The sequence below is a fragment of the Acinetobacter sp. YH12094 genome (assembly GCF_013419295.1).
In the GTDB taxonomy this organism is placed as follows: Bacteria; Pseudomonadota; Gammaproteobacteria; order Pseudomonadales; family Moraxellaceae; genus Acinetobacter; species Acinetobacter amyesii.
Genome location: NZ_VPAK01000008.1, coordinates 86,709 through 100,388, shown reverse-complemented (window position 1 = coordinate 100,388; position 13,680 = coordinate 86,709). Strand labels below are relative to the sequence as shown.

Sequence of the window (13,680 nt, the reverse complement as noted above, 5' to 3'; positions counted from 1 at the left end):
TCACTCATTTTTGAAATAAAGAAAATACCAACGATGAAACCTGAAACTAAACGCCGCCAAAACTATCGTTTTTTATTTCCAATCCAAACGCGTTGGGCAGACAACGATATGTATGGCCATGTCAATAATGTCACTTATTACAGCTATTTTGATACCGCTGCAAATGCGCTATTGATTCAACATGCCGGTTTTGATTTGCGAAATACCCCGATCATTGGTTTAGTGGTCGATTCAGCCTGCAGCTTTTTACAAGAACTGTCCTATCCAGAAATCATTGAAGTTGGAGTTGCGATTGAAAAAATTGGTAATTCTTCACTGCGCTATGACTTAGCTATTTTTAAACAAGGACAAAATGAGGCTGCAGCTCAAGGACATTTCGTGCATGTATTTGTTGACCGCCAAACACGAAAAAGCACCTCGATACCCGAAGATATGCGAGATGCTTTAACTCAATTTTTACTTTAATTTTTATATCCAGCTTGAAACTTATTTGAGCTGGATATTTTGCAACTCACCATCAAAGCTTTTGAGTAAGTCTTTCACAACAGGCTCAGCATGTAATAACTCATTTGCACGTGCAAAGGCTTTTTCCTTGCGGACATGTTGTAAAGCAAACGGTGTGGTTTCTTCGACATCTTCAAAGCTGATATGGAAACGACATTTTGACCATTGTGCATGAATGGCTTGTTCCAATACATGCTGTAATTGAGTCACTAAAGCTTCGTACCGCTTTGGAATATGGAAAGTCGATTCACCGTCAATCGTACCTCGCATAATGCCATGCTGAGCCAACTCTTGTACCGCAGGTGAAAGTTGACTATTTCGGAACCAATACTCCCACTTTTCGACCGTCCACTCACCTTCAAGGGTTTGAGGCTGTAAAGTCAAAATATCTTGTGGCATCAAGGTAGAAGATGAACCCGTTTGAACAGCATCCGAAGAAACGGAACTTTGCGTAACTTGTGGTGATGCTAGATCAAAACCATTGTCGCCTTGAGCACCCGAAACTGATTCATTCACCACATGTTGTGGTTCAATGGCATTGATCAAATGTGGCTGAACTGTTTCAGGCTCTACACTTTTTGACTCTAAAGCTGTTGGTTCTAAAGGTGCAATATCTTCAAAATTTATAGCGCTTACATCAACTTCTGCAGTTTCAGTACTCGGCGTCGGATCTAAATCAAATAATGTATCTTCTGCCACGGCATCCATAACAAGCGTGTCATTTTGCTGTGTCGATACAGACTCAACCGGTGCAACCTCTTGCGTATCTAGAGTGCCATTTGCTGTAGATGCTGTAGAAGTTTGGCTTATTGCGTCTTCTTCAGGATCATCTAAAAAATTATCAGATGAAGGTTCATCGACTGCAGGTGCAGAAACATAGCCATCATCGTCATCATAATGTGAATCATCAAAATCATCGAAAGCTGGCGATGTGTCTACAGCGGGTAAAGCTTCAGGCTGCTCAACAGTGGCAACCTGTGCAGCAGACTCAACAACGGTATTGGGTTGCTGCAAAGACTGTGTTTGAGTCGGCTGAACTGTTTCGGCCTGATTTTGAGCAAGCTGTGGCTGTGCGGCTGACTCTTGCTGTACGGCAGAGACCAACATTTCGTTTGGCTGTAATGGCCGGAATGCTAATAGACGCAGCACACACATCTCAAAACCTTGCTCTTGTGTCACAGCCAACTGCAAGTCTGCCCGACCTTTACATGCGACTTGATAATACAACTGCAAGTCTTGAGCTGAAATTAACTGCGACAATTGCATAATTTTTTGATTGATCTCAGCACTATATTTCAACGCCAAGTCTGGCAAATATTGTAATAATGCCAATTCATGTAACGTTGAAATTAACTGATCCAATACCAGTGAAACATCCAGTGCTTGTTGACGGAATTGCATGAGTAAAGCACTCACGCGTTCACGCTGATTTTGATGAATGGCTAAAATCAAATCATAAATGATCGTACGGTCAATTAGGCCCAACATGTCTTTAACATCTTGGTGCTGAATTGAACCCTGACCATAGGCAATCGCTTGATCAGTTAGTGACAATGCATCACGCAGTGAACCTTGAGCCGATTCAGCAATTTGCCAAATCGCATCTTGCTCCGCTTGAATTTGTTCTTTTTGTAAGATATCTGTCAAATGCGATGTGATTTCATCCACCGCTAAAGGACGCAAAGTAAATTGCAAGCAACGTGAAATTACAGTAATCGGTAATTTTTGTGGATCTGTGGTTGCAAATAAGAACTTCACATGCTCTGGCGGCTCTTCTAACGTCTTTAATAACGCATTAAATGAATGCGTAGAGAGCATATGCACTTCATCGATTAGATAAACCTTGAAGCGACCTTGGGTTGGAGCATAAGGAACGTTGTCGAGAAGTTCTCGAGTATCTTCAACTTTGGTCCGTGATGCCGCATCGATTTCAATTAAATCAATAAAACGACCTTCATTTACTGCTTTACACGTTGGGCAGACTTCACACGGCGTTGAGGTTACACCTGTTTCACAGTTCAGACATTTTGCCAAAATACGGGCAATAGTGGTCTTACCCACACCTCGAGTACCTGTAAATAAATACGCATGATGTAACCGACCACGTTCTAAGGCACTGGTAAGTGCGCGTGACACATGGTTTTGCCCCACGAGTTCAATGAAATTTCGTGGACGGTATTTTCGTGCAAGTACTTGATACATGTATGCTCCTTTTTACAGGTGTAAGCATACTGTTTTTTTGTCTAATAGTGAAATAAATGGCAGAGTTTGGACAATAAAAATCCGATCTTGAGCTATCACAATGATCAGGCAAATTTAATATAAATTACGAATGCTTAAACTGCTTTATTTAAAAGGAAATCACTCTGCATTTGATAGCGTTTCGCCGTCTGGTCTTCACGAATTTCTAGCAATTGCTGATCCAAATCTACATACAAAAGATTGCGCGTTTGCACATTCATGAGTTCTAGCTGCTGCTTTGATTCATCTTTAAAACGAATTACACCTTTTAGCACTTCTACTTCGTTATGACCACTTAGACTTTCACGAGTAAGTGTATAGGTTTGGTCTTCATGTAGCTCAAGAGCCACAGCCATACCGGGACAATCTTCACAACGAGAAAGACAGCCCATACAAGGTGTTATGCCTTTAAAATTACCGACCCATGCTGCATGCTGTTTTTCAGCAGTAATTGCTTCTATCTCCTTTGATTTCGTTTGAGTTGAATCCTGACAACCCAACATTGCCGACGTTGCTACTAAGGGAATCAAAACAACTTTTTTCATAGGGATATCACAGCAGTCTAAAACTGCGAGGGAAAATAGCATATTTTTCACATTTCCCCAATTTCTGTTCTATTCCGAAGTATCTTAAATCCAGCCTTTACGCCCTTTTAATACTTTATCTGCACAGCGTAAGGTTTCTTGAGTTAGGCCCCATAAGCGATAATCGCCCGTGATCGAACCCGTCGCAAAGTTATGTGTATACGCAAAACTTAAATCACGCTGCGGATCGCACCAGGCCCCAGAACCATTAAAACCAATATGTCCAAAACCTTGACTCGATTTGCCTAAAGTCAAAATTCGATGATATCCCAAACGCCAATTCATCGGTAAAGGCATAATACGATCACGTTTTTTATATTGAATTTTACTTAAAGATTCAAAAACTTGCGGTGTGATTAAGGTCTGTCCTTGCCACTGGCCATGATTGGCTAGCATTGCATAGATTTTCGCTAAACTATTGGCACTAAATATGCCTGTTGCCGCAGGAATAATGGCTTGTAAACCCTCATCACTAAAAAATGAAAACTTGCGCATTCCTTTTGGAATCATACCATCTTGAAAGTCTTGCAAATTTTGTCCCGAAAGTTGTAGGAGCTGATCAAAGATTGATGGTTTTCGTGTATCAGTCTTTTTTTTCGGGTTTTGTACTTGAGTATTATCTTGAACAGAAGCATCTATAGTGCGTTCTTCTTTTTTCTTTTTCGGAATCAAGCGTGCAACCTCACCAAGTTGATGTTCTGGTACGCCAAAAAATGCATGATCCAATGCCAAAGGCTCAACCAAATAGTGTTGCATTAGTTCAGCAAGCGGTCGACCTGTGGCCTTTTCAAGTACACCACCGACTTGCCAACCGAAGGTTAACGGTTGATATGCTGCATCAGTTGATGGCTCAAAACGTGGCTTAGCTTGTTCGATGACTTTAAGCATATGTGGCCAATCAGCCATTTCAGATGCTGTTTCGATGATATTACGGATATCGTATAAACCACTTTGATGACTCAGCATGTGCCTTAATGTGATATCCGACTTGCCATTTTGAGCAAACTCAGGCCAATATACGGCAACGGGAGTATCGTAATCTAGAAAGCCTTCGCTCACTAAGATATGTGCAAGCGTTGCAAGAACACCTTTACCCGTGGAATAACAGACCGAGGGCGTATTGGACTGCCAAGCTTCTTCGGCTGACTTTTTACCAGTCCAAATATCCACGACTTTTTGACCTTTAAAATATACCACTAAGGCAGCTCCGCCTAAGTGGGTTCGAGCATCCTGCATCCGGCTAAATTGCGCCGCCAAATCCTGAAACGCCTCGTCAACCGTACCTTGAAAATTATTCTTCTGTGCAAATAGATATTCTTTGAGCGCTTGCATCATCATTCCTTTGAATATAAATCGCTTGAGATTAAAACAAAAAAGCCTAAACCGATATCGATTTAGGCTTAAGTCTTACAGTGCTTTTACACTTCCCGCGACATGCGGTTTTTTGTTTTTGCTATTTCGAATTGCAAACTCGGTATCTTGTCCAGTTTGAGCCGTTAAAAACTCAACTTGTGATGGGAGATACATCGGCAGTTTAAACCAGACATCTGCTTCATAGGCATCTGGCAAAGTTAAGCTCGACAAGGCTTTGGCTTTACTCCACATACCATGTGCAATGGCTTGTTTAAAACCAAACGCTTTAGCGGTTACAGCATGAATATGAATCAAGTTAAAGTCACCAGAAGTCAACGCATAACGGCGACCGGTATTTTCAGAAACATTCCATTCAGCTTGAACTTGCAACTCAGCTGACTTTGTTTCGGTAGATTTTGCCGCAGCTTTGTTCTCGGTTTTTTGACGTGCTAAATACGTGGTTAATGATTCTACAACCACTTCATCGCCCACTTTTGCAGTGGTAATAAAGTCAAATTGCACGCCTTTATCATGTGGCTGTAATTCACCAAATTTGCATGACAATGACAGTGTTTCATTTACACCAACTTTGCGATATTGCTTCACTTGGTTACGAATATGTACCAAACCTAAGATCGCAAATGGAAAAGCTTCCGTAGTCATCATATGCATTTGCAAACTTTGAGAAAGCACAGCCAAATAAATCGCTGGGATATAACCATTGTTTTTAAAGCCACAGACTTCGTTATAAGCTTTTAAATGTTTTTGATCGACCTTAAATGAATCCACCACATATTCAACTTGCGGCAGCACTTTTTCAGCTTTAGGCTTTTTAAAAATCAAGCCTTGAATCACTTTTGGATAGGCTAAATAAGGTTTTGGAAGTTGACTAAAATGGCGAGTATTCATACTAAACCTTTGGAAGTTTTTATTTCAATGTTTTAAAAGCATCTTCTCTTGCGCCATATATAGCTCAAGGAGAAGGCTAGAATGAGGGTTAGACCCATTCATTTATAGCAAATTTTTACCTCTCCCTAGCCCTCTCCTAAAAGGAGAGGGAATTTTAAGAGGAATGTATTAAGCCCCTAACAAGCTTTGACCACACACACGTACCACATTACCGTTCAAGCCTGTCGATGCAGTTGAAGCAAACATCGCAATCGTTTCTGCAACATCTACAGGTAAACCGCCTTGACTCATCGAGTTCATGCGACGACCTGCTTCACGGATTGCAAATGGAATCGCAGCAGTCATTTGCGTTTCAATAAAGCCTGGAGCAACAGCATTAATGGTTACGCCATTTTTCAATAATGGAGCAGTAAATTTAACCACACCAATCACACCAGCTTTAGAAGCAGCATAGTTGGTTTGACCTAAGTTACCTGCAATACCTGAAATAGAAGATACGCAAACAATACGACCATTTGCATTCAAACCATCATTTTCAAGAAGGTAATCATTTACACGCTCAATCGCAGACAAGTTAATGTTAATCACCAAGTCCCAAAGCTCAGGTTTCATGTTAGCCAAAGTTTTGTCACGGGTAATCCCTGCATTGTGTACGATGATGTCCAAACCACCTTGTGCCGCTGCAGCTGCTTTAATTTTTTCACCTGCATCAGTTGCGGTAATATCAATTGCCAGTGTTGAACCACCAATTTTACCTGCAACACGGTCAAGATCTGCTTGTTGTTGTGGAACGTCCAAACAAATCACATGCGCGCCATCACGTGACAATACATGTGCAATTGCTTCACCAATACCACGGCTTGCACCTGTTACAACAGCTGTTTTGCCTGCAAGCGGCTTATTCCAATCAACATCCACAACATCTGCTTTAGATACACGAATCACTTGACCCGATACATAAGCTGAACGTGGTGAAATTACAAAACGTAATGCAGATTCTAAGTTTGCTTCAGCACCTTCGTCTACATAGACTAACTGTGCTGCAATCCCTTTCTTAAACTCTTTACCCACTGATTTTACAAAACCTTCGAGTGCACGTTGTGCAATGGCTTGTTTCACAGTTTTCGCAGTTTCTGGTGTTGTACCAACAACGACAACGCGACCAGACGCCTGAATTTGACGTGCGATTGGGTTAAAAAAGGCATATAAGGCATGCAATTGTTCTGAGTTTTGAATACCTGAAGCATCAAACACCACAACTTTAAACTTAGACTCTTTATCGCCTTCGTTGAATGCGCTTAAGTTTAAACCTGATTTTGCCGCAGCTTGTTGTAATTCAGCATTATTGCCTGCATAGCTATTGGCATGAATATTTGCCAAGACTTGTGCAATAGCACCAGATAATGTTGAAGCAGGCGCTGCACCGAATAAAACCGCACCTTTAACTACAGGTGTTGCAGACTCAAAACGCTCTAAAAAAGTCGGTGATGGTAAACCTAAATTTTTGATGACAAATTTACCAATAGGAGATTTTGCAAATGTTTGGTATTGATCAGTCATGTTTATTATCTCTCATACAGATTAATTTTTGATGGATCTGAAGATATCCCTTTAACTTCAAGATGATGTCAGATACTTATATTTCAATAGTTCCATCAGTTTCCATGGAATCATACTTGAGTTAAACCGCAGATGGCTTGACCTGAATGCTTTAGCGAATGTCATTTTAGTCAATTTACCCCTTTGGTGAATATGCTAATGTAGCCGTCAAGAAGATCATCAACATGCTTGGAAAAGCCTTATGAGCAAAACAACTCAAGAAAATCCAGCAGTCGAAAGTCCGACTACGGAAACTGTGTCAAATACATCAAAGAGTACGCCACGTACCGCTAAAAGTACGGGCACAGCAACCAAGTCTACAAGTGATGTCGCTAAAACGAGCCGTCCTCGTCGTGCATCTACACGTACTAAGACACCCGCTTCAAACCCTAAAACAGCTTTAAAATCAACAACTCAAACGTCTGTTCAACAGGATAATACCATGAGTCAAAACACAGTTCGCCGCGTTGCTATTATCGGTGGTAATCGTATTCCTTTCGCTCGTTCTAACGGCGCTTACTTCACTGCTTCAAACAGCGACATGTTCACCGCAGCATTAAATGGTCTTGTTGAACGTTTCAACCTTCAAGGTCAACGCCTTGGTGAAGTTGTTGCTGGTGCCGTGTTAAAACATAGTCGTGACTTTAACATGACCCGTGAGTGTGTACTCAATACTGAACTTGCTCCTGAAACACCTGCTTACGATATTCAACAAGCATGTGGTACAGGTTTACAAGCTGCTTTCTTGGTTGCTAATAAAATTGCTTTGGGTCAAATCGAAGTGGGTGTTGCTGGCGGTGTAGATACAACCTCTGATGCACCGATCGCTTTTGGTGATGGTTTACGTAAAGCACTACTTGAACTGAACATCGCAAAAACAGGTAAAGATCGCCTTAAAGCATTAACTAAAATTAATGTTAAAGATTTGATGGATGCACCGAAGAACGGTGAACCACGTACAGGTCTTTCTATGGGTGACCATCAAGCCATTACGACACTTGAATGGGGTATCTCTCGTGAAGCGCAAGATGAACTTGCGGCATCTTCACATCAAAAAATGGCAGCTGCATATGAAGAAGGTTTCTTTGATGACCTGATTACGCCATTCCTAGGTTTAGAACGTGACAACAACTTACGTGCAGACTCTTCTGTAGAAAAACTTGCGAAGTTAAAACCAGCGTTTGGTAAAGGCGATGCGCGTACGATGACTGCGGGTAACTCGACTCCACTAACTGATGGTGCATCATGTGTCCTTCTTGCCTCTGAAGAATGGGCGAAAGCAAACGGTCACGAAGTGCTTGCTTATTTAACCTTCCAAGAAACAGCGGCGGTTGACTTTGTAGAGAAAAAAGAAGGCTTATTGATGGCGCCTGCTTATGCAGTGCCTCGTATGCTTGAACGTGCAGGTATTACGCTACAAGATTTCGATTACTATGAAATTCATGAAGCGTTTGCATCTCAAGTATTGTCTACACTAAAAGCATGGGAAGATCCTAAATTCTGTAAAGAACGTTTAGGCTTAGATGCACCATTGGGTTCAATAGACCGTGCTAAATTGAACGTGAAAGGTTCATCTCTTGCTGCAGGTCACCCATTTGCTGCAACTGGCGGTCGTATTATCGCAACTGCTGCAAAACTATTGAACCAAAAAGGTTCAGGCCGTGTACTTGTATCGATCTGTGCTGCGGGTGGTCAAGGCGTAACAGCGATTATTGAAAAATAATCCTTTATGCTTTAAAGCAAAAAACCGCTCTTATGAGCGGTTTTTTATTTCAGAGATTTCATAATTTTTAGAAACGATAACCAACACCTAAATAAGTAATGATGGGATCAATATCAATCTTTGTCGTTGCATGAATTAATTGTTCACCCGTCGTTTGGTTAATCACATCAATCTTGGTTTTGTTATTTAACTTCGCATAAGACACCGAAGCAACCGTAAACCAACTTGGGTTGAAGTCATAAGTAAATCCAAGTGTGACAATTGGAGCAATCGCATCATCCGCATCGACATCGACCACCATTTTTCCTGATGATTCTTTACCATCGAGTGCTGCACCCGCATTATTATCTTTAATGTTTTGAATCATATGTCCTGCAGCAATTAAGTCAGATTCAATTCCTTTATTGAGTTCAATATCATTAAAATAAGCATACATGATCCCTGCACCCACATAAGGTCTAAACTTATTTACACCCGACTGACCAAATTGGTACTGTGCCTGAAATACCGGCGTCCAAGCTCTCGCACTCGCCGCTTTACCATAAGATGATAGATCCGTAATGGGTACTGCGTAATCTAGTGGTAAACCATCAGGGAATAACAAACCGCCTAGACCGCCTGGCTCTGCTAGACCAGATAATGGCGCGGTAATCATACCCTTACCTTTAATATCCACCTTAGGTGGGATACCGCCAATTACTTGCAAAGAAACATTATCATTAATATGGTAGTTAAATGTTAAACCTAAAGTATCGACATCTTCTGCTTCAAGCCCCGCACCTTCAGCTGACCATTGATCTAGTCCATTGATCGTTGCGATTCCTGCAATATCTGACTTAATATTGCCATCTTTATCTTTAATTAATCCTCCCAAAGGGCCATTCACAAGGTCGGTTAAAGTGTCCTTAAGATTCGCGGAATTACTCCCTTCATTATAAATTGCATTCGGATCAATCGCTTTTAGAAAACCTTCAGCACTAATTGTCCCTACTTTAGCCTGTGTGCCATTTGCCACAGCGGTATTAATATTAAAAGGATTTGCTTTCCCTTGCGGCATCACATGCATCCAACCCGCTGATACAGAAAAACGTTTAAAGTTACCATCTGCAAATGTAAATTGTGTAAGTCCAAGTAAAACAACAGGTGTGACAATTTTTATCAATTTCATATGCTAACTCCTTGTCTTGCATATTTTTTTAATCCACTTATAAAAACATTCTTTGTTCTTATCTTTAAAAGTTATGTAATTAGTATAATTTATTATAGTTATATTATGTTTTTATATATTGTTATTTGTAAACTTTTGCACTATTTTAATGCAAAAAAGGCCTGTACTTATCAATACAGGCCAATGTGATTTTCTTATTGAAATTTAACGATATTGTGGTTGGTAACCCAAGTGCGCCTCGATCTGGTCATAGCACCATTGGAAAATAAATGTGTAGACTAAAATACACATGGTCATACTAAAATCGAGCAAAATCGCCTGCCATAAGGTCATATGCATGGCATAAGCCACCATTGGGATGGTGGCAAGCATTAAGCCGCCCTCAAATCCAATCGCATGTAAAACACGTACACCAAAGGTTCTTTTTAACTTTCTTTTTGCTTCAAATTTTTCAAAATAATGATTAAAAATCATGTTCCAAATCACAGAAGTGACCGCCATGGCAATACCTAGCGTACCTGTCACCTCCATCGGAACTTTAAAAATAAAACTTAACGCAATAGCAATGATCACCAATAGGATGAACTCATAGCTTAGCGCATGAATAATCCTTCTCTTGGAAATCGTCATTTTAAGACACTCTATCATTTGTAAAAATCACATTTTATTTTTATATTATTGATTAATCGAGTTAGGTTCTTTCAATATTACTGAAAGGTTGTATTCCTTTATTTTTTATATGCACATGAATATTAATCAAGAACAACTGATGATTTTTAAAACAGTCATGGAAACAGGATCATTTTCCGCAGCAGCTCGACAGCTCGGCAAAGTGCCATCAGCAGTCAGCATGTCCATTGCGAATTTCGAAATTGATCTCAACCTTAAACTTTTTGAGCGCGTTGGTCGTGAACCTATACCCACGGCTCAAGCACTTAACTTGTATGAAAAAACTGAACAATTATTGATAGAAATTAATCAGTGGAAACAGCATGCAATTGCACTGAGTCATGGTTTAGAGTCTTCACTGAATATCGTGGTGGTATCAGAATTGCTACATACGCAGTGGACTGATTATATCTCTTTACTAGAAACTCATTTTCCATCTTTGCAAATCAATATTTTTTCTGCGCCTCAAGAAGATGCCCAAAAGATGCTATTACAGGGTCAAGCACAGCTTGCCTTAATGTTTGAACGTGAACAGCTTGAGAGCTATGAACAATTTGTCGAATTGAAGCGTGAAGCATTGGTTCCTGTTGCTGCGACAAAACATGCCCTGTCGAAATTTAAGCAAGTCAGTTTTGAGCAAATTTTGCAAAGTCGGCAAATCGTGGTTGCAAGTCGTGATAAAAGCATCAAACCAGAATTGTTATTTTCCAAACACAGTTGGCGTACAGATAACCACCACTCTGCTTGTTCGATGATTATTCAAGGGCTGGGTTGGGGTGTGCTTCCATTAGAGATGTTTAATGAAAATCCGACGCTCAAAGATCAACTCAAAATCTTAAGCTTTCAAGATTTCACACCCAAATTTGAATATTTCGTCGACTTGGTCTGGAACCGTGAAAAACCACTCGGCTCGGCTGCTCATTTTTTGATTAATCACATCCGAAATTCACGAAAAACTACGATTTAGACTGCCTAATTGGGCGGTTTTAGGTTGGGTTCTAAACAGATTGTGTTATAAAAGTATGTACACCAAGAACATTAAGAACTAGATTTCAAATGACTCAAAATGCGTTAAACCAATTAAAAAGCCTAACAACGATTGTTGCTGACAGCAGTGATTTAGCTGCGATTAATACATTCCGTCCATTGGATGCGACTACAAATCCATCTTTAATTACAGCAGCGGCAAATCAACCTGAAAATAAAGAACTGATTGAAAGTGCTTTTGAACAAGCGAGTAAAGAAGGTTATCAAAACGATGAACTGGTTGAGCGCACTATCGATATCCTTACGGTCAAATTTGGTGTAGAAATTTTAAAATTGATCGAAGGACGTGTATCTACAGAAGTCGATGCAGCCTTGTCCTATGATACTGATGCCACCATTGCAAAAGCTAAAGAGCTATTGGCTTTATATGCACAGTATGGTATCGATCAAAACCGTATCTTAATTAAAATTGCCTCAACGTGGGAAGGCATTCAAGCCGCTAAAGCCCTTGAAGCTGAAGGCATTCACTGTAATCTGACTCTGTTGTTTGGTTTGCATCAAGCTCAAGCCTGTGCAGATGCTCAAGTCACGCTGATTTCGCCATTTGTTGGTCGTATTTTAGATTGGTACAAAAAAGCTGAAAATGTGGATAGCTACCCGATTGAGAAAGATCCGGGCGTGTTATCAGTGAAGCAGATTTACCACTACTACAAACAACATGACATCAAAACTGAAATTATGGGTGCTAGCTTCCGTAGTATTGATCAAGTGCTTGGTTTAGCAGGTTGTGATTTATTGACAGTTTCACCGAATTTATTGGCAGAACTGGAAAAAGATCAGCGTACCGTGGAAGTGCAATTGTCTAATCATCATGCGCATGCACACTGTCAACACGATGTACAAGTGCTCGACAAGCAAACTTTCAAAGCTGAAGTTGAAAAAGACTTAATGTCTTTCCAACTATTACAAGGCGGTATTGATGGTTTTATTAAAGCCCGTGAGCAGCTGAGTAGCTTACTGCGTCAAACTTTTGGCTTAGATGCTGAAATAAAAGCATAAATTAGAAATTTTCAGTTTCATCTAGAACCGAAGTTGTATACTACAGCTTCGGTTTTTTATTTGAGTGTCTTCAGTGTTTGGAATCACAGACTTAACGACCTTTATTATTGGTACGATATTAATTGTGATTTTACCCGGGCCAAATTCACTTTATGTCATGTCTGTTGCTTCTCGCTATGGCATTAAGGTCGGCTATTTAGGCGCTTTTGGTGTCTATACTGGCGATTTGATCTTAATCTTACTCACCGCTCTGGGGGCTGCATCCTTACTTCATGCCTTCCCTTGGTTATTTTTATTATTAAAAATTGTGGGTGCGCTGTATTTAAGTTATTTAGGTATCAAACTTTTCAAAGCTGCCTACCAAACATGGAATGCCGTTCAAACACCAGAACAACTCGACACCAAACAACTGAGTTTGAATGAATTGAAACCGTTTAAGACTGCATTAACCATCAGTATTTTAAACCCTAAAGCCATTCTTTTTTACTTATCGTTCTTTGTGCAATTCGTTGATCCTGCATATCCATATCCTGCGATTACATTTACTGTACTCGCGATCGTATTGCAAATTATCAGTATGAGCTATTTAACGATTTTGATCTTTTCGGGTGCAAAACTGGCTACCTATTTTGGCCATCGCTATAAATTTACGGCATGCTGTGTCGCAGCTGTTGGTCTTCTATTTTGTGGATTTGGTCTAAAGCTTGCGACATCTACCATGTAACCGACATGGGCAAAGTATTTCTGTTTTTTTACTTAGAAAAACTAAATCCCTTTAATGTTATGAATGGTTTAAACATCCACAATGTGGGTTGTCGATTCGTTCTATTAAAGTGCTGTTTGTTAAAGTGTCGTTTGTGAATAAATAAAGTATTTCCATAATA

General features: G+C 40.2%; 12 protein-coding genes. 5 read left to right on the top strand and 7 right to left on the bottom strand.

The features are described from left to right. The first annotated feature begins 33 nt into the window (after positions 1-33). Positions 34-465 (top strand): thioesterase family protein, encoded by a 432-nt coding sequence (locus FTU34_RS08300; RefSeq protein ID WP_180035283.1) that lies wholly within the window; start codon positions 34-36, stop codon positions 463-465. A 21-nt stretch (positions 466-486) separates the two neighbouring features. Here FTU34_RS08300 and dnaX read toward each other — a convergent pair whose 3' ends face one another. The 5 genes from dnaX to FTU34_RS08275 form a co-directional block, all read right to left on the bottom strand. Then, positions 487-2,706 (bottom strand): DNA polymerase III subunit gamma/tau, encoded by a 2,220-nt coding sequence (gene dnaX, locus FTU34_RS08295; protein ID WP_180035284.1) that lies wholly within the window; start codon positions 2,704-2,706, stop codon positions 487-489. Positions 2,707-2,840: 134 nt separating this feature from the next. Then, complete coding sequence (locus tag FTU34_RS08290; RefSeq protein ID WP_180035285.1) at positions 2,841-3,290, bottom strand: copper resistance protein NlpE N-terminal domain-containing protein; 450 nt, start codon at positions 3,288-3,290, stop codon at positions 2,841-2,843. 84 nt (positions 3,291-3,374) lie between these two features. After that, entirely contained in the window at positions 3,375-4,661 is a 1,287-nt protein-coding gene (locus tag FTU34_RS08285) for a serine hydrolase (protein ID WP_180035286.1), read from the bottom strand. 75 nt (positions 4,662-4,736) lie between these two features. Next, entirely contained in the window at positions 4,737-5,591 is an 855-nt protein-coding gene (locus FTU34_RS08280; protein WP_180035287.1) for a MaoC/PaaZ C-terminal domain-containing protein, read from the bottom strand. A gap of 168 nt (positions 5,592-5,759) precedes the next feature. Continuing rightward, complete coding sequence (locus tag FTU34_RS08275; RefSeq protein WP_180035288.1) at positions 5,760-7,151, bottom strand: 3-oxoacyl-ACP reductase; 1,392 nt, start codon at positions 7,149-7,151, stop codon at positions 5,760-5,762. Positions 7,152-7,392: 241 nt separating this feature from the next. On the opposite strand from FTU34_RS08275, the gene FTU34_RS08270 reads away from it, so the two are divergent. Then, positions 7,393-8,913, top strand: coding sequence for an acetyl-CoA C-acetyltransferase (locus FTU34_RS08270; RefSeq protein WP_180035289.1), 1,521 nt, complete (start codon positions 7,393-7,395; stop codon positions 8,911-8,913). Positions 8,914-8,980: 67 nt separating this feature from the next. Here the strand turns inward: FTU34_RS08270 and FTU34_RS08265 are convergent, their stop codons facing one another. Together FTU34_RS08265 and aceI are read right to left on the bottom strand one after the other, a co-directional pair. Next, the gene (locus tag FTU34_RS08265) at positions 8,981-10,081 is read right to left on the bottom strand and encodes an OmpW family protein (protein WP_180035290.1); all 1,101 of its coding nucleotides are present in this window, start codon (positions 10,079-10,081) and stop codon (positions 8,981-8,983) included. A gap of 204 nt (positions 10,082-10,285) precedes the next feature. After that, complete coding sequence (aceI, locus tag FTU34_RS08260; RefSeq protein WP_180035291.1) at positions 10,286-10,711, bottom strand: chlorhexidine efflux PACE transporter AceI; 426 nt, start codon at positions 10,709-10,711, stop codon at positions 10,286-10,288. 115 nt (positions 10,712-10,826) lie between these two features. On the opposite strand from aceI, the gene FTU34_RS08255 reads away from it, so the two are divergent. The 3 genes from FTU34_RS08255 (at position 10,827) to leuE (ending at position 13,520) form a co-directional block, all read left to right on the top strand. After that, a complete protein-coding gene (locus tag FTU34_RS08255; RefSeq protein WP_180035292.1) occupies positions 10,827-11,717 on the top strand; it encodes a LysR family transcriptional regulator in 891 nt (296 codons plus the stop codon). Between the two features lie 89 nt (positions 11,718-11,806). Further along, on the top strand, positions 11,807-12,796 hold the full coding sequence (gene tal / locus FTU34_RS08250; protein WP_180035293.1) for a transaldolase: 990 nt from the start codon (positions 11,807-11,809) through the stop codon (positions 12,794-12,796). A 73-nt stretch (positions 12,797-12,869) separates the two neighbouring features. Continuing rightward, positions 12,870-13,520 carry a leucine efflux protein LeuE gene (gene leuE / locus FTU34_RS08245; protein ID WP_180035294.1) on the top strand — a complete coding sequence of 217 codons (651 nt, stop codon included), beginning with the start codon at positions 12,870-12,872 and terminating at the stop codon, positions 13,518-13,520. Positions 13,521-13,680 lie beyond the last annotated feature (160 nt).

What these genes read in the sequence shown, in the direction of transcription:
- FTU34_RS08300 (WP_180035283.1), top strand. Translation starts at nt 34, where the DNA reads ATGAAACCTGAAACTAAACGCCGCCAAAACTATCGTTTTTTATTTCCA.
- FTU34_RS08290 (WP_180035285.1), bottom strand. Translation starts at nt 3,290, where the DNA reads ATGAAAAAAGTTGTTTTGATTCCCTTAGTAGCAACGTCGGCAATGTTG.
- dnaX (WP_180035284.1), bottom strand. Translation starts at nt 2,706, where the DNA reads ATGTATCAAGTACTTGCACGAAAATACCGTCCACGAAATTTCATTGAA.
- FTU34_RS08270 (WP_180035289.1), top strand. Translation starts at nt 7,393, where the DNA reads ATGAGCAAAACAACTCAAGAAAATCCAGCAGTCGAAAGTCCGACTACG.
- tal (WP_180035293.1), top strand. Translation starts at nt 11,807, where the DNA reads ATGACTCAAAATGCGTTAAACCAATTAAAAAGCCTAACAACGATTGTT.
- FTU34_RS08280 (WP_180035287.1), bottom strand. Translation starts at nt 5,591, where the DNA reads ATGAATACTCGCCATTTTAGTCAACTTCCAAAACCTTATTTAGCCTAT.
- FTU34_RS08255 (WP_180035292.1), top strand. Translation starts at nt 10,827, where the DNA reads ATGAATATTAATCAAGAACAACTGATGATTTTTAAAACAGTCATGGAA.
- FTU34_RS08275 (WP_180035288.1), bottom strand. Translation starts at nt 7,151, where the DNA reads ATGACTGATCAATACCAAACATTTGCAAAATCTCCTATTGGTAAATTT.
- aceI (WP_180035291.1), bottom strand. Translation starts at nt 10,711, where the DNA reads ATGACGATTTCCAAGAGAAGGATTATTCATGCGCTAAGCTATGAGTTC.
- FTU34_RS08265 (WP_180035290.1), bottom strand. Translation starts at nt 10,081, where the DNA reads ATGAAATTGATAAAAATTGTCACACCTGTTGTTTTACTTGGACTTACA.
- FTU34_RS08285 (WP_180035286.1), bottom strand. Translation starts at nt 4,661, where the DNA reads ATGCAAGCGCTCAAAGAATATCTATTTGCACAGAAGAATAATTTTCAA.